Source organism: Hyphomonas sp. CY54-11-8 (assembly GCF_000682735.1).
GTDB lineage: Bacteria > Pseudomonadota > Alphaproteobacteria > Caulobacterales > Hyphomonadaceae > Hyphomonas.
Genome location: NZ_AWFD01000038.1, coordinates 144,126 through 161,026, shown reverse-complemented (window position 1 = coordinate 161,026; position 16,901 = coordinate 144,126). Strand labels below are relative to the sequence as shown.

Annotated in this window: 21 protein-coding genes; 14 read left to right on the top strand and 7 right to left on the bottom strand. The window is 62.4% G+C overall.

The window, feature by feature from the left end; genetic code table 11:
• Window position 1 precedes the first annotated feature (1 nt).
• Window positions 2-904 carry a methyltransferase domain-containing protein gene (locus HY17_RS18880; protein WP_034769606.1) on the bottom strand — a complete coding sequence of 301 codons (903 nt, stop codon included), beginning with the start codon at window positions 902-904 and terminating at the stop codon, window positions 2-4.
• Window positions 905-935: 31 nt separating this feature from the next.
• Window positions 936-1,136, bottom strand: coding sequence for a hypothetical protein (locus tag HY17_RS20605; RefSeq protein ID WP_233348873.1), 201 nt, complete (start codon window positions 1,134-1,136; stop codon window positions 936-938).
• Between HY17_RS20605 and HY17_RS18875 the strand changes: the two genes are divergently transcribed.
• From HY17_RS18875 to HY17_RS18860, 4 genes are all read left to right on the top strand, one after another.
• Complete coding sequence (locus tag HY17_RS18875) at window positions 1,108-1,677, top strand: ComF family protein (RefSeq protein ID WP_051600327.1); 570 nt, start codon at window positions 1,108-1,110, stop codon at window positions 1,675-1,677. The two genes, HY17_RS20605 and HY17_RS18875, sit on opposite strands and share 29 nt — an antisense overlap.
• A gap of 29 nt (window positions 1,678-1,706) precedes the next feature.
• The gene (gene grxC, locus HY17_RS18870) at window positions 1,707-1,967 is read left to right on the top strand and encodes a glutaredoxin 3 (protein ID WP_034769604.1); all 261 of its coding nucleotides are present in this window, start codon (window positions 1,707-1,709) and stop codon (window positions 1,965-1,967) included.
• A 17-nt stretch (window positions 1,968-1,984) separates the two neighbouring features.
• Window positions 1,985-2,425 carry a DUF1178 family protein gene (locus tag HY17_RS18865; protein ID WP_034769602.1) on the top strand — a complete coding sequence of 147 codons (441 nt, stop codon included), beginning with the start codon at window positions 1,985-1,987 and terminating at the stop codon, window positions 2,423-2,425.
• A gap of 113 nt (window positions 2,426-2,538) precedes the next feature.
• Window positions 2,539-2,841 carry an aa3-type cytochrome c oxidase subunit IV gene (locus HY17_RS18860; RefSeq protein WP_034769599.1) on the top strand — a complete coding sequence of 101 codons (303 nt, stop codon included), beginning with the start codon at window positions 2,539-2,541 and terminating at the stop codon, window positions 2,839-2,841.
• Here HY17_RS18860 and HY17_RS18855 read toward each other — a convergent pair.
• Window positions 2,834-3,091, bottom strand: coding sequence for a hypothetical protein (locus HY17_RS18855; RefSeq protein ID WP_051600326.1), 258 nt, complete (start codon window positions 3,089-3,091; stop codon window positions 2,834-2,836). The genes HY17_RS18860 and HY17_RS18855 overlap by 8 nt on opposite strands.
• A gap of 117 nt (window positions 3,092-3,208) precedes the next feature.
• Between HY17_RS18855 and HY17_RS18850 the strand changes: the two genes are divergently transcribed.
• The 3 genes from HY17_RS18850 (at window position 3,209) to HY17_RS20330 (ending at window position 6,164) form a co-directional block, all read left to right on the top strand.
• Window positions 3,209-4,183 carry an ABC transporter ATP-binding protein gene (locus tag HY17_RS18850; protein ID WP_034769597.1) on the top strand — a complete coding sequence of 325 codons (975 nt, stop codon included), beginning with the start codon at window positions 3,209-3,211 and terminating at the stop codon, window positions 4,181-4,183.
• A complete protein-coding gene (locus HY17_RS18845; RefSeq protein ID WP_034769595.1) occupies window positions 4,183-5,565 on the top strand; it encodes an ABC transporter permease in 1,383 nt (460 codons plus the stop codon). The genes HY17_RS18850 and HY17_RS18845 overlap by 1 nt, the downstream gene beginning before the upstream one ends.
• A 179-nt stretch (window positions 5,566-5,744) precedes the next feature.
• Window positions 5,745-6,164, top strand: coding sequence for a hypothetical protein (locus HY17_RS20330; RefSeq protein WP_155843682.1), 420 nt, complete (start codon window positions 5,745-5,747; stop codon window positions 6,162-6,164).
• A 79-nt stretch (window positions 6,165-6,243) separates the two neighbouring features.
• Here HY17_RS20330 and rpsU read toward each other — a convergent pair whose 3' ends face one another.
• Window positions 6,244-6,465: a 30S ribosomal protein S21 gene (gene rpsU, locus HY17_RS18835; protein WP_034769592.1), complete on the bottom strand. Its 222-nt coding sequence runs from the start codon at window positions 6,463-6,465 to the stop codon at window positions 6,244-6,246.
• A gap of 116 nt (window positions 6,466-6,581) precedes the next feature.
• Between rpsU and HY17_RS18830 the strand changes: the two genes are divergently transcribed.
• From HY17_RS18830 to HY17_RS18820, 3 genes are all read left to right on the top strand, one after another.
• Complete coding sequence (locus HY17_RS18830; protein WP_034769589.1) at window positions 6,582-7,229, top strand: COQ9 family protein; 648 nt, start codon at window positions 6,582-6,584, stop codon at window positions 7,227-7,229.
• 274 nt (window positions 7,230-7,503) lie between these two features.
• Window positions 7,504-7,839, top strand: coding sequence for a DUF2794 domain-containing protein (locus HY17_RS18825; RefSeq protein WP_034769585.1), 336 nt, complete (start codon window positions 7,504-7,506; stop codon window positions 7,837-7,839).
• Window positions 7,840-7,936: 97 nt separating this feature from the next.
• The gene (locus HY17_RS18820) at window positions 7,937-8,302 is read left to right on the top strand and encodes a hypothetical protein (RefSeq protein WP_139068899.1); all 366 of its coding nucleotides are present in this window, start codon (window positions 7,937-7,939) and stop codon (window positions 8,300-8,302) included.
• A gap of 21 nt (window positions 8,303-8,323) precedes the next feature.
• Here the strand turns inward: HY17_RS18820 and HY17_RS18815 are convergent, their stop codons facing one another.
• Both HY17_RS18815 and HY17_RS18810 read right to left on the bottom strand, forming a co-directional pair.
• Window positions 8,324-10,015 carry a VWA domain-containing protein gene (locus tag HY17_RS18815; RefSeq protein ID WP_034769574.1) on the bottom strand — a complete coding sequence of 564 codons (1,692 nt, stop codon included), beginning with the start codon at window positions 10,013-10,015 and terminating at the stop codon, window positions 8,324-8,326.
• Between the two features lie 116 nt (window positions 10,016-10,131).
• On the bottom strand, window positions 10,132-12,012 hold the full coding sequence (locus tag HY17_RS18810) for a DUF885 family protein (RefSeq protein WP_051600325.1): 1,881 nt from the start codon (window positions 12,010-12,012) through the stop codon (window positions 10,132-10,134).
• 110 nt (window positions 12,013-12,122) lie between these two features.
• Between HY17_RS18810 and HY17_RS18805 the strand changes: the two genes are divergently transcribed.
• The 4 genes from HY17_RS18805 (at window position 12,123) to HY17_RS18790 (ending at window position 16,415) form a co-directional block, all read left to right on the top strand.
• Window positions 12,123-12,923 carry a SapC family protein gene (locus HY17_RS18805; RefSeq protein WP_034769573.1) on the top strand — a complete coding sequence of 267 codons (801 nt, stop codon included), beginning with the start codon at window positions 12,123-12,125 and terminating at the stop codon, window positions 12,921-12,923.
• A gap of 169 nt (window positions 12,924-13,092) precedes the next feature.
• The gene (locus tag HY17_RS18800) at window positions 13,093-15,180 is read left to right on the top strand and encodes a protein-disulfide reductase DsbD (protein WP_034769572.1); all 2,088 of its coding nucleotides are present in this window, start codon (window positions 13,093-13,095) and stop codon (window positions 15,178-15,180) included.
• Between the two features lie 32 nt (window positions 15,181-15,212).
• Window positions 15,213-15,863: a redoxin domain-containing protein gene (locus tag HY17_RS18795; RefSeq protein WP_155843680.1), complete on the top strand. Its 651-nt coding sequence runs from the start codon at window positions 15,213-15,215 to the stop codon at window positions 15,861-15,863.
• Between the two features lie 60 nt (window positions 15,864-15,923).
• Window positions 15,924-16,415 (top strand): GNAT family N-acetyltransferase, encoded by a 492-nt coding sequence (locus tag HY17_RS18790; protein ID WP_034769571.1) that lies wholly within the window; start codon window positions 15,924-15,926, stop codon window positions 16,413-16,415.
• Here the strand turns inward: HY17_RS18790 and HY17_RS18785 are convergent.
• Complete coding sequence (locus tag HY17_RS18785; RefSeq protein ID WP_034769570.1) at window positions 16,412-16,804, bottom strand: MAPEG family protein; 393 nt, start codon at window positions 16,802-16,804, stop codon at window positions 16,412-16,414. The two genes, HY17_RS18790 and HY17_RS18785, sit on opposite strands and share 4 nt — an antisense overlap.
• Between the last annotated feature and the right edge of the window lie 97 nt (window positions 16,805-16,901).

Genomic DNA, 16,901 nt, shown 5'->3' with positions numbered 1-16,901 from the left:
CCTATTCGCCTTCGCTTTGCCGGCGCACCGCGTCGGCAAGGCTTGCCCTTGCAGAACCGGGCTTCAGGGGCTTTGGCTGTCCTGGAGCAGGGGCCCAACCCGAGACATGCACAATCTCGAAGCTCGCCCGTACCCGGCCGTCCGAGTCTACGTGGCGTTCCCGGTAGAGGCTGAGCGCCCGGTCCAGCACGGCTCGCGGCAGCGGCCGGATCATCCCGGGTGCCAGCGCGCTTTGCTCTCCCATCCCCTTCAGGTCAGACAACAGGTGCGCCGGATCGCGGTAGCGCACCACCACCGTGTCCCGGTCTGCCACAGGCAAAGCAAAGCCCGCCCGCTGCATCAGGCCCGCCATGTCTTTCAGACCCGGTAGCGGAGAGAGGCGCGGGGAGACGCCGCCGGTCAGGTCCGTTTCCGCTTCCATCAGGCATTCGCGAAGTTCTGCGAGCGTGCCCGCACCGAACAGGGCACCAAGGAACAGGCCGTCCGGCTTCAACCCCTGACGCAGGCGCACCAGCGTGCCGGGCAGGTCATTCACCCAGTGAAGGGAGAGGGCCGATACGATGAGGTCGAAATTGCCGGCTGCCAGATCCGGTGTTTCCTCGTCCAGCACGCCGGCATGGGTGCCGGCTGCGCGGGCAACTTCCACCATCGCAGGAGACAGGTCGCTGGCCTCGATGGCGTCAACCCGGCCAGTTTCGCCGAGAATCCGCGCCAGCCGCCCGTCGTGGCAGCCAAGGTCCAGCGCGCGCTCGAAACTGCGCGGCGTATCCTGAACACGGTCCGCAATGTCTCTCGACACACGCTCCTTCAGGAACGCATAGTCATCATAACAAGGGGCTGCCCGGTCGCGATTGCGCGCAACTCGGGCACGGTCGAACAGGCGCGGGGGAGCAGCGGGCGTCATGGCACGCGATATGGAGCAGCAGCGGAGCCGTTCAAAGGGCTTTCTGCGGATGGCGGCGGATTTCTTCTGGCCGCCACGGTCGCTCGTCAGCCGCGAACGTGGTCTCGGCAAAGGTCCGCTCGCCCCGCATGAATTCGGACAGATCCACTTTCTGAGCGGCGCCGTATGTGACCGTTGCGGTACGCCACTTGGCGCCGAACGGGATGAAGGGGGCGACTTGCGCTGCCTGCATTGCCCGGCCGCCGCGCTGGGACCGCACCCGCGCAGCATTTGTCTACGAGCCTGCCTCCCTGCGGCTGGTCCTGGACCTAAAGCGCTCCGGCCGGCGTGACGGGCTTGGCACGTTTTCCAGCTGGATGATGCGGGCGGGCCGGGGGGCTCTGCTGGATGAAGCCGATGTGATCGTTCCGGTGCTGCTGCATTATGCCCGGCTCGCCAGCCGCGGTTTCAACCAATCTGCCTGGCTTGCCGAGGCGCCGTCGCAACGGACGGGCGTGCCGGTCTCGGTCGATGCGCTGAAGCGGACCCGCCGCACACCGACCCAGGGCGGACTTTCCGCCAAGGCGCGGCGCCGCAATGTGGCCGGCGCCTTTGAGTTACGACCCAGCCGGGCCGGGCATGTCGAGGGTAAACGCGTCCTGCTGATCGATGACGTGCTGACCACGGGGGCGACACTCAGAGCCTGCACGCGTGCCCTGAAACGGGCAGGGGCGCGGCATGTGGACGTCCTGGTGCTGGCGCGCGTTGTACGGGAAACCGACATCACCATATAATTCCTGTAACGGTTCCAAGGAGCGAATTTATGGCGAAAGTCACGATCTATACCCGAGCCTTCTGTCCCTACTGCTCGCGCGCGGTGTCGCTGCTGCGAGAGAAACAGGTCGAGTTCGAAGAGATCGATGCCGGCATGAGCCCGGAAAAGAAAGCTGAGATGATCCAGCGCTCGAATGGTGGACGGACCTTCCCGCAGATTTTTGTCGGTGAGCATCACATTGGCGGCTGCGACGACATGATGGCGCTGGAACGGGCCGGCAAGCTCGACCCGATGCTTGCGTCGCCGTGAACGGAGAGGGCTGACCAGTGATCCGCTACGCGCTCCATTGCAAGGCCTGTGACGAGGATTTCGAAGCCTGGTTCGCTTCGTCTTCAGCCTATGAAACGCTCAAGGAAAAGCGCCAGGTGCGCTGTTCTGCATGCAATTCCTCGCGTGTGGAAAAGCAGATCATGGCGCCAGCGGTGAAATCCCCGAAGAAGAAAGACGCTGCCGCCGATCCGGAGAAGATGTTCGCCGCGTTCGCCGAAAAGGCACGCCAGCATGTGGCGGAGAATTTCGACTATGTTGGCGGCGATTTCGCCGAAGAGGCGCGCTCGATGTTTTATGGCGAACAGGAAGAACGTCCGATCTGGGGCGAGACGACCGAGGAAGAGCGCGAAGCCCTGAAAGAAGAGGGGGTGCCGGCCGCGCCTCTGCCGGAGCCTTTCACACCGCCCGTGCCGAAGCCAAAGGGCCAGCTGAACTGACAAAGTCTGCACCGTCTGCCATCTGCGGCAATACGGGCGCTATCATCCGCTTGACCCTTCGGCTGCCTTCGATAATACGGCAGGCAGCAATGATTTCACGGGGAGAGCCCTAAATGGCTGCCAGCGAATACCACCACGGCGAAATGGACATCCACGACCAGCAAGCCACCTGGGACGGATTCATCAAGGGAACCACTTGGGGCAGCCTGATTCTGACGCTGATGCTCGGCCATGCCGTTCTGGCTGTGGCCATCGGCATTCACTGGGCTGTTTCCCTGGGCCTGATGACGCTTGTGGGGATCGGGTCCGGCATCGTGCTGAACCTCGGCGGCCGCTGGTATGCGACGCTGGTGATCCTGCTGCTCACCGGCCTGTTCGTTCAGTTCATGATCTGGCTGTTCGGCGTCTTTATCTGACGCAGCCCTTATCCACATCGCAGGTTTCGCACATCGCTTCGGCCGGGTCGGCTTCGAGGCGATGCAGCCCTATGCGCCCTTCACATGTCAGGCAGAAGCCGTAGCATCCCTTTTCCATCCGGGAGAGCGCAGCTTCAATCCTTGCGAGTTTCTGGGCATAAGACTGCAGGCTGCTGCGCGCAGCCTGCTCGCACTCTTCTGCCGCCAGCCCAAGGCTTGACGGTGCAAGGGGGATGACATCCGTCTTCATCGGAAATCATGCTGCGACGGCTTTAAGGGGTTGGCAAGACGCGCCGGGCCAAAGAGTAGGCAGCCATATCGACTCTCGTGAAAAGCGAGCGATTTTCAGACGGATTCGGAGATACGGATGGCCCAGTCCCCCCTCATCCTCACGGATGTGACCAAGCGTTTCGGTAACTTCACGGCGGTCCGGGACCTGTCACTGGAAGTGCCGGAAGGGCAGATCATCGGGTTTCTGGGGCCAAACGGGGCCGGCAAGTCGACCAGCCTGCGTGTTTCGCTGGGCGTGATCCCGCCGGATGAGGGCGACGTGCGCTTGTTCGGGGACGTGCCGCACATACTTTCCCTGCGCAGGGTTGGCTTCCTGCCGGAGGAGCGCGGCCTCTACAAGAAGATGACGGCGCGGGAGACGATCGCCTATTTCGCGCGCCTCAAAGGCATGAGCGCCAGCGCAGCCAAGGCGCGCGCAGACGAGCTGATGGAGTCGACCGGTCTCGGCGAGTTCCGCAATACACGGGTCTCCAAGCTTTCCAAGGGCATGGCGCAGAAGGTGCAGATCCTCTCCACGCTCGCCCACCGGCCGGACTTCCTGATCCTGGACGAACCGTTCTCCGGTCTCGATCCGGTGAACCAGCAGGTGCTGGAAGACCTGATCCGCGCCGAGCATGCGCGGGGGGCGACGATCCTGTTTTCCACGCATGTCATGGAGCATGCCGAGCGGCTGTGCGACCGGATCGTGATGATGGCGCGCGGGCGAAAAGTGTTCGACGGCACGCTGCCGGAAGCCTTTGCCACGCTGGAGAAGGGCGCGAGCCTTGAGGTCGAGGAAGGGTTCGATCTTGGCGCCGCATTGGCACCGAAAGGGTTCGAAGCCCACCGCGCGGCAGACCGGGGTCATGGCGATGCCTGGCGGATTGCGCTGCCGAAGGGCGCCGGTCCGCAAGACGCGCTGCGCGCGGCCATCGAGGCTGGCGCGCCGATTACCGGCTTTGCGCCGGACGAGTCCCGCCTGCGCGATGTGTTCGTCTCCCTTGTGGGGGAGGCGGATGCGGCGGCGCTGGATGATCCGCTAGCGGAGCTGGAAGAGGGGGAGCTGGCCTGATGAGGAACATCTATCTCGTCTTCCGCAGGGACTATCTTGGCTATGTGAAAGCCTGGGGCTTCTGGCTGAGCCTTGCCGCCGTGCCCGCGCTGATGCTGATCGGTTCGCTGTTCGCGATGTTCGCGGCGCAGTCTTCGCCTGTGCGCTATTACACGGTGATCGAGCCCGGCCAGCTTTATGCTGAGGCGATCGATGCAGAGTTTGCCCGGAACGAAGCCGCGGCGATGGCGCAAGACCTGGCGGACCAGATGCAATTGCCTGATGGGGCCATGAACAATGGTGCAATGCAGACGCTCCGGGAACGGAAATTCATAGAGGTCTCACCGCCCGCTCAGGATATCGATGGCCTGCGCCCCTACCTGTTGGGTGAACAGCTCGTCTCGGGTCCGTTGGGCGACAAGCCGCTCTTCGCCGCCTTCATCCTGTCGAATGACGGCCAAACGCTCGAATACTGGAGCGATGACGTCAATATCAACACGCTGCGCTATGAGGCGGAAGACGCTGTGCGCCGCCTGGCCCGCAAGCACGCGCTGGAGGCGGCAGGCCTGGATCCAGACTTCATCCAGCAGGCGGACGACGGCGCCGTTCAGGTGCCTGCCCGGCGTATCCGAAGCGTGACCGAACAGGAATCCGCCGGCTCGGAAGTGACGCTGGCAGACCGGGCACCGGTCTTCGTCGCCGGGGCGCTCGCCTATTTCCTTTGGCTGATGGTGTTCTCGATCATCCAGTACCTGCTGATGGGCACGATCGAGGAGCGCTCCAACAAGATCTTCGACACGCTGCTGACATCTGTGCGCATGCCGGAACTGCTGGCAGGCAAGCTGCTGGCCGTGTTTGCGGTGACGTCCACCATGATGCTGGTCTGGGGTCTCTTCGCGCTGTCAGGCTCTGCCTTCCTTGCGACGCAGGTGCCGGGGGCAGGGGACATGATCACGCCATTCCTGGCCGCGGCGGCCAGCCCGCAGATCCTGCTGCCTGCGCTGGTCAGTTTCGTGCTCGGCTACATCATGTACGGCATGATCTTCATGGCGCTCGGCTCCCTGTGCGACACGATTCAGGAGGCGCAGACGCTGCTCAGCCCGATGATGATCCTGCTCATGCTGCCCATGTTCGCGATCTTCATCGCCTTCCAGGACCCGGGCTCGCCCGTGGTGGACTTTGCCACCTGGATCCCGGTGTTTACGCCGTTCCTGCTGATCCTGCGCATGCCGCATGATCCGCCCATGTGGGAAGTCGCGATGCAGATGGGCCTGATGGTGGTGACAACGCTCGCCGTGCTCTGGGTCTCCGTCCGCGTCTACCGCGCCGGGGCCGTCAACGGCGCCAGCATTGGCGACCTCGGCAAGATGCTGAAGGGTGTGGTACGAAAGAAGGCTGCTTAGCCCTCTACTTTGGACCTCGCGGCGATTGACAGAAAGCGAACAGTCACCCCAAATGTTATTTTGTAACTCTTGTGTTGACTATGCGTGCTTCCATACTTCTATTCGCAGTTTGCGCAGCTTGCGTCCGTCCAACTCCTGAACTCGACAGGCTTTTAGTGTTCGAGGGGAATGCAGAAGCTATGGCAGCTGCTTCTGCCGCAGCAGAGCAGTGCCAGATATCTCCAAGAGTCATTTGCACTTTCTCGGAGTGTAAACGGATCGACCCGCAATGTGCCCCCAAGGACGTGCCTTTCGACCGTGAAGCTTGCGCAGAATTTGATAAGGCAGTTCGGGTCGCTGTAGCACCGCTGTCAGTGTGTTCAGATCAAAATGCACTGGATGAAGATGAACTGCTGAAACAACGGTGCGATGTTTTTCTCGATGACTTCAATCACAACTCCTGTGTTGGACCATACGCCTATCGAATGGCTGAACGGGATTGGGCGGGCTCGCAGGCATATCGGCAAGCTGTTGAAAACAGCATGAGCGAAGAGCAGGCTGCTGAACTCTACTTGTCCGAAGTTGTACGGTATCGGGAGTTTGCACCGGATCAGAACTAAACAGACCGACGCCCCTAAACAAAAACCCCGCCAGATCGCTCTGACGGGGTTTTGGTTATCTTGCGATAAAAGCAGCGTCCTAGATGATGCCTTCGCGTTGGGCGCGCTTGCGGGCCAGTTTGCGGGCGCGGCGGACGGCCTCTGCGCGCTGGCGTGCTTTTTTCTCGGACGGCTTCTCGAAATGCTGGCGAGCCTTCATTTCGCGGAACAGGCCTTCACGCTGCATCTTCTTCTTCAGAGCGCGCAGGGCTTGCTCAACATTGTTATCGCGGACGACGATCTGTACGATGGTACTCTCCATTGGCTGGGGGCGTCGCCCCGATTGTGACCTTGTGTCGGCCAGACAGGCCGGAAAGCGGGCGCTATATCACGTGAAAAGGGATTTGGCCAAGCCCCCCTTTGCCATGGAGTTCAGTCATGACTGTCACACCTTCCCAAAAACTTCGCCGCCGCTGGCTGGATGCACTCCTGCCTGAGGTCGCTTTTGACGGCTGGACGGAGGCCGCTGCGGCCCGAGCGGCCAAGCAGGCCGGGCTTGGCGATGGTGAACAGGCCCTTGCGGCCCCGCGCGGCGTGATCGACCTGATCGACGGGTTTTTCGAAGACGCAGGGGAGGCGGCAAAGGCGGATCTTGCCTTACAAGACCTCTCCGCCATGCGCATTCCCGACAAGGTGAAGGCCGGCGTGCTCGCCTGGCTGAAAGCGCTGGAGCCGAACCGGGAAGCCGTTCGCCGGGCGGTTTCGCGCGGCATGGTGCCGTGGAATGCCGGGCCAGCGCTGCAACGCGGCTGGGCCGTGGCCGATTTCATCTGGGAGGCCGCAGGCGACACGGCAGAGGATTACAACCGCTACTCCAAGCGGGGGCTGCTGACCGCCATTCTGCCACCGATCGTGCTGTATTGGCTGGACAACCCGTCCGAGGAAGACCTGGACGAATATGTCTCCCGCCGCCTTGCTCAGGCTTCGGGCGCCGGCCGAACCGCCGGCAAGATCCTGGGGCCGCTGCTTGACGCCATTGGATCTAAGAGTCCCAATAGCGGAAAGGCGCCGGGAGCGCGTAGCTAGGCAGAGACGGCTTGCGATCGATTTTTGAGGAAGTGTGTCGGACGAAGGTTTATCAAGCGCCCCAGGGGGCTGGGGGGGCTGATGGGTCCGGGGTGCGTGATGTTCACCTCCGTCCGACAAGTCAAAGATGGCCGCGTGCGGGGGCGCAAGCAAGACCGAAAGGTGGCGGGATTGCCCCAATTCCTGCTGTTTCAGTGGAATTTCGGATTAAAAGACGTTTAGGCGAGCTTTCCCGCCCTCAATTCGCATTACAGGGGAGTCATAAACAGAGAAAATGAGCGAATTTCCGTCCCGTCGGGCCCAGAGCGAGCCGCGAATCGCTTTCCACAAAACCGAGATGAGACCGATTCTCGACGTCTACGGACGTTTGGTCATGGCAGGGGAGGCACGTGACTATGCGATCGGCATGCACAAGGACCACGCCATCTTCGCCATCTTCCGCCGGCATGCCGAGAACCCGACCTGGCGGATCGAGAAACAGCCCCATCTCGCCAACATGCAGGGCCAGTATGTCGTGTACGGACAGGCCGGCCAGGTTCTGCGCAGGGGGCGTGATCTGCAGCAGGTCTTACGGGTCTTCGACCGCAAACGCTTCACCGTCGTGAAGTAATTCCACAGGTGCTCTGTTAACCCTTTGTTTACTAAAAACTTCTTGCGAACAAGATGAGAGCAAGATAGGAACATGCTTATTGGAACGGAGCATGAACATGAACATCTCAGTCAGTTTTCGGGGACGCTCTGGCAAGGCATGGGACTTCCAGCGTGTTCCAAAGGACGCCGCATGGGCCCGCAGCCCGGGCGCCGTCATCTTCGCAGCCCCCGACTCCTATGGCTGGCGCATCATCCGCGTGATGGAGCTGACCGGCCGGCCGCATGACCTGCAGCCGATCTGGGCGCTGGCAGAGGCGGAACGTTACGGCGCCTCGGCCGTGTTCCTCGCCCTCGAATTCGACGCCCGTGAACGCAAATGCATGGTCGCCGATATTGAGGAGGGCTTCAGCCCGGTCTGCCTCAACCCGCGAGACGCGCAGGACGTGCAGGCGGCGCCTGTCGCAGAAGACCTCGCCGCCTGATCCATCTTACTGCTCGGGCCCTTATTGCTCAGGCGCAGGCCGGTTCAGCGCCGCCTGTGCCTCAGCTGTTTCCGCCAGCCGCGTCAGCTCGATGAATTCTGCCCGGTAGCCGAATTCATCCTCGCCCTTGGCGCCTGCCGCCAGATCGCGGATTTCTTTCCAGCCAAAGCCTGCGCCGAGGTTCTCACCGCCGCGCAGCATTTCCCCGAACCCGGCCACGGCCGTTGCGAAGCGCACCCATTGCGGGGCTGCTGCCAGGCTGTCTGCCTTGTCGGCATCGGTCACGGCATGGGTCAGCAGGATGGACTCCGGCTCGCCCGGCGGCTTGTAGCGCAGCTTCACGAAGGCGTACTCGCTGGAAGGGTCACCGCCCGCAGCGGGCCGGTCACCGTAGCGTAGCGGATCGATCTGCGCCGCGTCCGATCCGACAGGCGTGATGTCGTAGATCGCCGTGACGCTGGCGCCCGCGCCGATATCTCCGGCATCCACCTTGTCATTGTTGAAGTCAGCCCGGTCGAGCATCCGCGTTTCGTAGCCGATCAGCCGGTATTCCGCGATGCGGGCCGGGTTGAACTCGACCTGGATCTTCACGTCATCGGCAATCGGGAAGAGGTTGCCGCCAAGATCGTCGGCCAGCACTTTGCGGGCCTCGCTCAGCGTATCGACATAGGCCGCCGTGCCATTACCGGACTGGGCGAGTTTCTGCATCAGCGCGTCATTGTAATTGCCGCGTCCGAAGCCGAGGACGGAAAGATAGATGCCGCTCTCCCGCTTGCGGGAGATGAAGTCTTCCAGCTGTTCGGAGTCCGTGATGCCGACATTGAAGTCGCCATCGGTCAGCAGCATGACACGGTTCACCGCATCTTCTTTCAGGCCCTGTTCGGCCAGCGAATAGGCTAGGCGCAGGCCTTCGCCACCGGCGGTCGAGCCGCCTGCGCGCAGGTTTTCAAGGGCCGCGTAGATCTTGCGCTTCTCGCTGACCGGCGTCGGCGCCAGCACTTCGCCCGCTGCACCGGCATAGACCGCGATCGAGATCGTGTCGGCCGGGTCCATCTGGTCCAGCATCAGTTTCAGTGCCTGCTTGGCCAGCGGCAGTTTGTCGTCCGAATGCATGGAGCCGGAGACATCGACCAGCAGGGTCAGGTTCACCGGTGGGCGGGCATCGCGGTCAATGTCACGGCCCTTAATGCCGATCTGCATCAGCTGGCGGCCTTCCGCGAAAGGGGAGGGGGCGAGCGTTACGTATGTCGCGAACGGGTCGGCGCCGTCTTCCGGCTGTGGATAGGTATAGTCGAAATAATTGACCATCTCCTCGATCCGTACGGCATCCTTCGGCGGCAGCACGCCGCTTTTCAGGAACCGGCGGACATTGGCATAGGAGGCCGTGTCCACATCGATGGAGAAGGTGGAGACCGGCTCTTCGCTGGTAAGCTTTACCGGGTTCGGATCGACATCTTCATACTGGTCGCGGAATTCCGGTTCCGGCGCCATCATCATCGCGGGTGGCGGCGCGGCGGCGGCATAGTCACCTGCGCTCATGGCGACCCTTTGCTCAGCCTGGGCCGTTGCAGGCGGTGGTGGTGGTGCGGGCGGCGGCGCCGCAATTTCAGTCGCAACTTCGTCGCTGCTGCCGCCTGTTTCGCTCGCACATCCTGTCAGAAGTGCAGCCGCTGCCGCACCTGCCAGAAGAAACCCGATTGTCGTGTTGCGCATGATCGTCCTCCACCTGCGTCCTGTTCATGACAGAATGGCAAGATGGACGTGGCGGGAATTGGGCGGCGGCGGGACGATTCGGGCCCAATCCGGAAAAACCGGAGCGAAGATAAGGCTCAGTCCCGGATCTTCGCCGTGTACCAGCGCTCGATATCCTGTTCGAGGATGGAGAGCGGGCGCGGTCCTCCGGTGAGCACTGTGTCGTGGAACTCCACAAAGTCGAAGTCAGGCCCCAGCACACGCTCGGCCCGTTCGCGAAGGTCCAGCATGCGCTTGCGCCCGATCCAGTAGGCCGCGGCCTGTCCGGGCCAGACCGTGTAGCGGTCGACTTCCTGCGCCATCGGGCCTTCGGGTTGTCCGGTGATGGAAACGAGATAGTCGATCGCCTCCTGCCGGGTCCAGTGCATGCTGTGAATGCCAGTATCGGCCACGAGGCGTGCGGCGCGGAACAACAAGGACTGGAGGTAGCCAATCCTGGCCAGCGGATCGTCATGGTATAGTCCGATATCGTCCGCCAAAGTCTCGGCATAAACGCCCCAGCCCTCGCCATAGGCAACGTTCCAGATCATTTGCCGGATGAGGGGCAAGCGGGCTGTCTCAGCCGTCAGCGCGCTTTCGAGGTGATGGCCTGGCACCGTCTCGTGGAACACCAGCGTCGCCAGCGTAAAGGCCGGCCAGTCGGTCATGTCGGCCAGGTTGATCTCGAACAGGCCCGGGGCCGACCCATTCGCCGGAGCGGCAGAATAGAAGGCCGCAGGCGCGGAAGCTTCGAGGAATTCCGGCACCGCGCGAAGGGCTACCTTCGTGCGCGGTACTGTTGATACGATGGAGGGTAGGGCGGCTTCTGCCTTGTCCAGATAGGTCTGCATCAGTGCCAGAAGGGCGGCGTGGCCCTCCGGCGTCGCCTCGAAGATCTGTCCCGGTTCTGCTGCAAGCAGCGTCAGGCGCTCTGCCGCGCTGCCTTCGGTCAGGCCGGCCTCGAACAGGGCGAGTTCCAGCTCTGCCGTCAGCCGGTCGACTTCGCTGAGGCCCAGCGCGTGCAGGTCCTCGGCGGATACGCCCTGATCGGTATAGGCTTGCAGGGCGGCCTGGTAATACGCATCGCCATCCGGCTGCTGCCAGACGCCCGGTTGGGACGGCGCGCTGGCCTGCAGCGCCGTGAACGCGTCGGCGAGATGCAGGTAAGCGGGCTGGATTTCCTCGCCGACGACACGTTTCGCGCGCGCCAGAATGTCCCCCGCGTCTTCGAGGCTGAGGTCTTCCGGCCCTGCCAACTGGCTTTCCAGCGTGGTGATCAGCACATGTGTCTCGGTCGGCCCTTCCGCGAATTTAAGAGCAACGTCTTTCATGCGGGCGAGGATGAAATCCGGTGGCAGGATGCCGGTTTTCGCATCGGCTTCGAGGCGCCGGCGTTCATCTTCCATCGCATCGGCAAACTGGGCGAGGCGGTCGACATAGGCCCGCGCTTCGGCAGCAGTGCGAACCGGATGGGCCCGGCTGAGCAGGTCTGGCACGTCGATATAGGCGCCGCGCATGTGGTCCATGACATAGGGGTAGGAAACACCTAGCCCGGTCTGCCCATGCCCGGATACGAACAGGGTTTCAGCCGTCTCGTACGCCGCCATGACCGTGTCCAGGTGACGGGCCTGCGGACTGCCTTCAGCGGGGCGGGGAGTCGCGGCCAGCGCTTCCAGGATTTCCAGCCGGCTGACCCGGCGGCGTTCATAGGCGGCCTGGGAACGGTCTGTCAGATACCGATTGAAGGGAAAGCCAACCGCACTTTCGGTCAGGCCCAGCCGCGTGGCCAGTTCCGGATCGGCAGCCAGTTCCGTCATGGCGATGGACTGCAGGGTCTGATCCACCTCGCGTGCAATCCGTCGGGGCGTGCCGGCATCATCGACCTGCGGGCCGCAGGCGGCGAGCGACGCGCCCGCAGCCAGGCCCGCCAGCACCGTGCGGCGGCGGATGAGAAAACGCGTGTCAGACGTGGATTTCATGACGGTTTCTTCACCTCGTGATCACTGCATTTCAGGCTGGTTCGGGTGTTGTAGCCAGTGTTTATTTCCGGTAGGCAAACGCCCAATTATCTCAGATCGGAGAGACACACGTGAACACGCCTCCTGCAGCAGGCCCACAGGCCCTTACTGGCCAGGTCCTTTTTTACAAGCAGCCGCAGCCGCTGTCTCTGGAAGATCATGCCGGTCTCGGCGTGAAGCAGATCGACCAGCCGTTCGGATTCATGCGCGAAGCGCACGCCATTCCGGTAACGGTGACAGAATTCGGCCTCTGCGCCAGCTCGTACCCGGTGATTTTCGTCGGCGATGACCGGACACCGGTTGCCGTCATGGGCATCCGTCAGGGTCAGAACCTTTACGTCGGTGCTGATGGCCGCGTGATTGAAGACTATTACGTGCCGGCCTTCGCCCGCCGCTACCCATTCGTTTTCGCTGCGGATGACAACTCCGACCGTCTGGTCCTGTGCGTCGACCGTCAGGCACCGATGGTCACCAACCAGCCGGAAGTGGCGTTCTTCGAGAATGGCCAGCCGAGCAAGTTCACCAATGATGCGATCGAGTTCTGCAAGGAATTCGAGCGTCAGCGCCGCGCGACAACGGATTTCATCAAGATGATCCGTGACCTTGATCTGTTCGAGCAGAAGACCGTCACCTTCCAGCCGCGCAATCCGGACGGCACAGAAGCCGGCCCGCCGCAGAAAATCGCCGATTACTGGGCGATCTCCGAAGAACGCTTCAATGCGCTTCCGAATGAGAAATTCCTGGAACTGAAAGCCAATGGCGCGATCGGCGCAATTTACGCACACATGGTGTCGCTGCTGAACTGGCAACGCGTCATCCAGCGTGCGATGCGTATCCCGGTGTCCCCGAACCCGCAGCCTGCCAACGCCTGATTGCAGGCCTGTAAGCTAAAGAATGAAGGCGGCCTCTCGGGGCCGCCTTTTTTCTTGCAGGGCAGGTGCGTCGGGCTGACACATTTGCCATCACGCTTCCGCGAGGCCCTTCTGTAGGGGCCTGTTTGCGGGCATATGGGCCGCAACTCCAAGAAAACGGATCTGCTCAATGAAGTTTTCCGCCTGCCTTGCCGCCCTGTTTGGCGCCGTCTTCGTCTTCCTGCCGGCTGCCGCTGCACCGGTGGATGCAGGCCATGCGCGGGTAGAGCTGATCTCGGAGCGCGACGCCGCCCTGCCAGGGGAGACCGTCTATGCCGCGCTGAAAATGGATCTCGACGATGGCTGGCATGTCTACTGGCTGAATGCCGGGGATGCTGGCCTGCCGCCTCAGGTCATCGCCCAGCCGAGCAGTGACATCAAAGCCGGCGCAATCGGCGATATCGTCTGGCCGCTGCCGCATCTTCTTCCGGTCGTGGAAGGGGAGATCATGGATTATGGCTACAACCATCAGGTCGTGTTTCCTTTCCCGATCACCATTCCGGAAGATGCGATGGGGCCGGTGACGCTGGATGTCGTGGCCGATTACCTGATCTGTGAAGATACCTGCGTGCCGGAACAGGCGCGTGTGAAACTGAAGCTCGAGACCGATCAGGCTGAGGCCAATATCCGCGAAGGCGAACTGATCGGAAAATGGATTGCGAAAAGCCACGTTCCATTCCCCGGAGAAGCGCGGGTCCTGAAGAAGGATCTCAACTGGTCGCTCAGCCTTCGTCTTGATGGCGGCTTCGGCAAGGTCCGCTCCATCCGCTTTTTCCCGTTTGGTCACGATATCCTTCACCCGGCCGCTCAGCCTGTTGAACTCGGCCGCCATGGCGCGACTGTGTCGCTGAGCGCCGCCGACATGACAGACGTCTCGAAGCCGCTCGACGGTGTGGTCGTGATCGAACAGGAGGACGGCGCCCGCACGGGCTATGAGATCAGCGCAGTGGAAGGCCCGCCTTTGCCCGACACATCCGGCCTTGGTCCTGTGGGGGGCGTAGGAATCCAGGTTGCCGCGTGGAAGCTGATCCTGCTTGCCATTCTGGGCGGCCTGATCCTGAACCTGATGCCTTGCGTGTTGCCGGTCTTGTCGATGAAGGCGTTCGGCATGGTGTCGGCGGTCTCCAGCGGCCATGCCGGGGAAGTGCGCCGCCATGGTATCTGGTACACGGCGGGTGTGCTGGTCTCCTTTGGTGTGCTGGCGGCGATTATTGTCGCCCTGCGGGCAGCGACGGGGCCGATCACGCTGGGCTTCCAACTGCAGAATGCGCCGGTTGTGGCCATCCTTGCCCTTGTCATGTTTGCCGTCGGCCTGTGGCTGATGGGCATGTTTGAACTCGGCACATCGCTGCAGAACCTTGGCTCAGGTCTGGCCGACCGGGACGGGGATGCGGGCGCGTTCTTCACAGGCGTCCTGGCGGCGGTTGTTGGCTCGCCGTGCGTCGGTCCGTTCCTTGGCGCGGCGCTAGGCGCTGTGATGGGGCATTCTGCGCCGGTCGTTTTCACTTTCTTCCTCGCCATGGGCTTTGGCCTCGCGTTGCCATTCCTTGTGCTGAGCTTCGTACCGAACCTCTACAAGCTGCTGCCGCGGCCGGGGAAGTGGATGGACACGTTGAAGCAATTCTTCGCGTTCCCGATGTTCCTGACCGCTGCGTGGCTGGCGAAAGTGCTGGGTGATCTGGCCGGGTCCGGCGCGGTGGCCTGGACGGCTGCTGGCGCGGTGGCAATCGCTTTTGCCGCCTGGCTCTGGCAGCGCGAGGCGCGACTGCCGCGCATTCTGGCAGCCGTCACGCTGGCGCTTACGCTGTTCGGTGTCACGGAACGTGCGATGGCGCCAGCACCTGCCATTGGCGCGTCATCCGCCTATGCCGCCAAATATGAAGCCGAGCCATGGAGCGCCAGCCAGGTGCAATCTCTGATCGCTGAGGGCCGGCCTATCTTCATCGACTTCACGGCCAGCTGGTGCGCGACCTGTCAGGTGAACAAGGCAACCACGCTGAAATCCAAGGCAGTGCATGACTTCTTCGCTGCCAATGATGTTGCGTTCCTGGTGGCGGATTTTACCCGCAAGGATCCGGCCATTGCCGCCGAACTGGCGCGGCATCAGCGCGCAGGCGTTCCCATGTATCTGTGGTATCCTGCCGGTTCCGATGAGCCGCAGGTCCTGCCGGAAATTCTCAACCAGGGGCTCGTCACCAGCCTGCCAGTCAATCCCTGACACAGACGGGACATGAGGGAAGAAAGAGACGGATGATCACGATCAATCGGCGAAACCTCTCGCTTGCCGCCGGTATGGCAGCTGCGGTCGCGCTGACGGCCGGGGCGCTGATTGCCTCGACAGCGCGTGCGGATTCAGGTCTCCCGGTTGGCCGCCCGGCACCTGCGTTCACCGCGACGGATTCCAATGGGGAGCAGGTCTCTCTCTCTGATTTCACAGGCCGGACTGTCGTGCTGGAATGGACCAATGAAGGTTGCCCCTTCGTGCGCAAGCATTATGCCCAGCCGCCCGGCAACATGCAGGGCCTGCAGGCCGACGCCAAAGCTGACGAGACGGTCTGGCTGACGGTGATCTCTTCGGCGCCCGGTAAACAGGGCTATGTGGAGGGCGCCGCCGCCAATCAGTGGACTGAGGAGCATGGTGCGGCACCGGCGCATGTGTTGCTGGACCCTGACGGATCGCTCGGCCGGCTTTATCAGGCGAAGACGACGCCTCACATGTTCATTATCGGCCCGAACGGTCAGGTTGCCTATCAGGGCGCGATCGACTCCGTTGCATCTGCCAATGTGGCAGACATCAATTCGGCGACCAATTATGTCCGTGAGGCCCTGACCAGCCTTGCTGCTGGAGAACCGATCGCAGTCAACACAACCAAGCCTTATGGTTGTTCGGTGAAATATTAGACGCGGCGGGCGCAAATACCCCATTGATCCACGAAGCACACCGCCCTAAAGGCGCGCCTCATGCTTCAGATTGTGCCCGAAACCCCAGACCTGCACGCCGAGGCGATCGAAGACCTCTTCGACCGCACCTTCGGCCCCGGCCACTTTGCCAAGACGGCGGAGCGGTTGCGCGAATACTCGCACTCGCTGCCCGAGATCAACCGTGTCGCCGTACTGGACGGGCAGGTGATCGCGGTTTGCCGCGTCTGGCCGCTGGTCGTCGGGCTTAACCGGGACAGGGCCTTGTTTTACGGGCCTGTCGCCGTGGCGCCTTCACACAGAGGCAGCCGTCTTGGCCTGACGGTCACTGGTGAAGCGCTGGAGGCCGGCAAGGCCGCTGGCTGGCCAGCGGCGATCCTGATCGGCGCGCCGGCCTATTTTGGCGAAATCGGCTTCACCGTGACGCCAAAGAACCAGCTGAGCTTCCCAGGTCCGCAGGACCAGGCCCGCGTCATGGTGAAAGACCTCGCCGGCGATGCCAGCAAACTGTTCGGTATGGTGACTGCAGCTTAGGTCAGCGCGAACCAGCCGCATGCCCCGGCAGTGATCAGCATGACCAATGCCGTGATCAACGTGCCAACACTGCGCCCGAAGCTGCTACCCGCAGATCCGCCAAGACCTATGGCGTGCAGGATCCGCCCAATCAGGAAGCTGCCACCGAGGCCATGGATCAGCAGGGCAGGGGCCGATAGCGCCCCGAGGCCGATCAGACCCAGCAGGACAACCGGCACGTCTTCAACCGCATTGCCCTGCACGCGCAGGCTGCGCTGCATGGCTTCATTGTTCCCGTCGCCGAAGCCAACCTTGTGTTTTGTGCGCACGCGCCCGACATTCGCTTTCAGCACCAGCATGAGCAGGCAGAAAAGACCGGCATAAAGCACGGCCGCTTGCATGGATGTCATGGATCAGTCCTCCCTTTTCGAAAAGCAGCATAGGCTGGACCGGCAGTCTTCGGAAAGGGGGATACTCGCGCATTTGTGTGCGGAAGTATCCAGCATG

What these genes read in the sequence shown, in the direction of transcription:
- HY17_RS18830 (WP_034769589.1), top strand. Translation starts at nt 6,582, where the DNA reads ATGACTGTCACACCTTCCCAAAAACTTCGCCGCCGCTGGCTGGATGCA.
- HY17_RS18800 (WP_034769572.1), top strand. Translation starts at nt 13,093, where the DNA reads ATGAAGTTTTCCGCCTGCCTTGCCGCCCTGTTTGGCGCCGTCTTCGTC.
- HY17_RS18810 (WP_051600325.1), bottom strand. Translation starts at nt 12,012, where the DNA reads ATGAAATCCACGTCTGACACGCGTTTTCTCATCCGCCGCCGCACGGTG.
- HY17_RS18880 (WP_034769606.1), bottom strand. Translation starts at nt 904, where the DNA reads ATGACGCCCGCTGCTCCCCCGCGCCTGTTCGACCGTGCCCGAGTTGCG.
- rpsU (WP_034769592.1), bottom strand. Translation starts at nt 6,465, where the DNA reads ATGGAGAGTACCATCGTACAGATCGTCGTCCGCGATAACAATGTTGAG.
- HY17_RS18860 (WP_034769599.1), top strand. Translation starts at nt 2,539, where the DNA reads ATGGCTGCCAGCGAATACCACCACGGCGAAATGGACATCCACGACCAG.
- HY17_RS18820 (WP_139068899.1), top strand. Translation starts at nt 7,937, where the DNA reads ATGAACATCTCAGTCAGTTTTCGGGGACGCTCTGGCAAGGCATGGGAC.
- HY17_RS18785 (WP_034769570.1), bottom strand. Translation starts at nt 16,804, where the DNA reads ATGACATCCATGCAAGCGGCCGTGCTTTATGCCGGTCTTTTCTGCCTG.
- HY17_RS18790 (WP_034769571.1), top strand. Translation starts at nt 15,924, where the DNA reads ATGCTTCAGATTGTGCCCGAAACCCCAGACCTGCACGCCGAGGCGATC.
- HY17_RS18850 (WP_034769597.1), top strand. Translation starts at nt 3,209, where the DNA reads ATGGCCCAGTCCCCCCTCATCCTCACGGATGTGACCAAGCGTTTCGGT.
- HY17_RS18825 (WP_034769585.1), top strand. Translation starts at nt 7,504, where the DNA reads ATGAGCGAATTTCCGTCCCGTCGGGCCCAGAGCGAGCCGCGAATCGCT.
- HY17_RS18845 (WP_034769595.1), top strand. Translation starts at nt 4,183, where the DNA reads ATGAGGAACATCTATCTCGTCTTCCGCAGGGACTATCTTGGCTATGTG.
- HY17_RS20605 (WP_233348873.1), bottom strand. Translation starts at nt 1,136, where the DNA reads ATGCAGGCAGCGCAAGTCGCCCCCTTCATCCCGTTCGGCGCCAAGTGG.
- HY17_RS18815 (WP_034769574.1), bottom strand. Translation starts at nt 10,015, where the DNA reads ATGCGCAACACGACAATCGGGTTTCTTCTGGCAGGTGCGGCAGCGGCT.
- HY17_RS18875 (WP_051600327.1), top strand. Translation starts at nt 1,108, where the DNA reads ATGAAGGGGGCGACTTGCGCTGCCTGCATTGCCCGGCCGCCGCGCTGG.
- HY17_RS18795 (WP_155843680.1), top strand. Translation starts at nt 15,213, where the DNA reads ATGATCACGATCAATCGGCGAAACCTCTCGCTTGCCGCCGGTATGGCA.
- grxC (WP_034769604.1), top strand. Translation starts at nt 1,707, where the DNA reads ATGGCGAAAGTCACGATCTATACCCGAGCCTTCTGTCCCTACTGCTCG.
- HY17_RS18855 (WP_051600326.1), bottom strand. Translation starts at nt 3,091, where the DNA reads ATGAAGACGGATGTCATCCCCCTTGCACCGTCAAGCCTTGGGCTGGCG.
- HY17_RS20330 (WP_155843682.1), top strand. Translation starts at nt 5,745, where the DNA reads ATGGCAGCTGCTTCTGCCGCAGCAGAGCAGTGCCAGATATCTCCAAGA.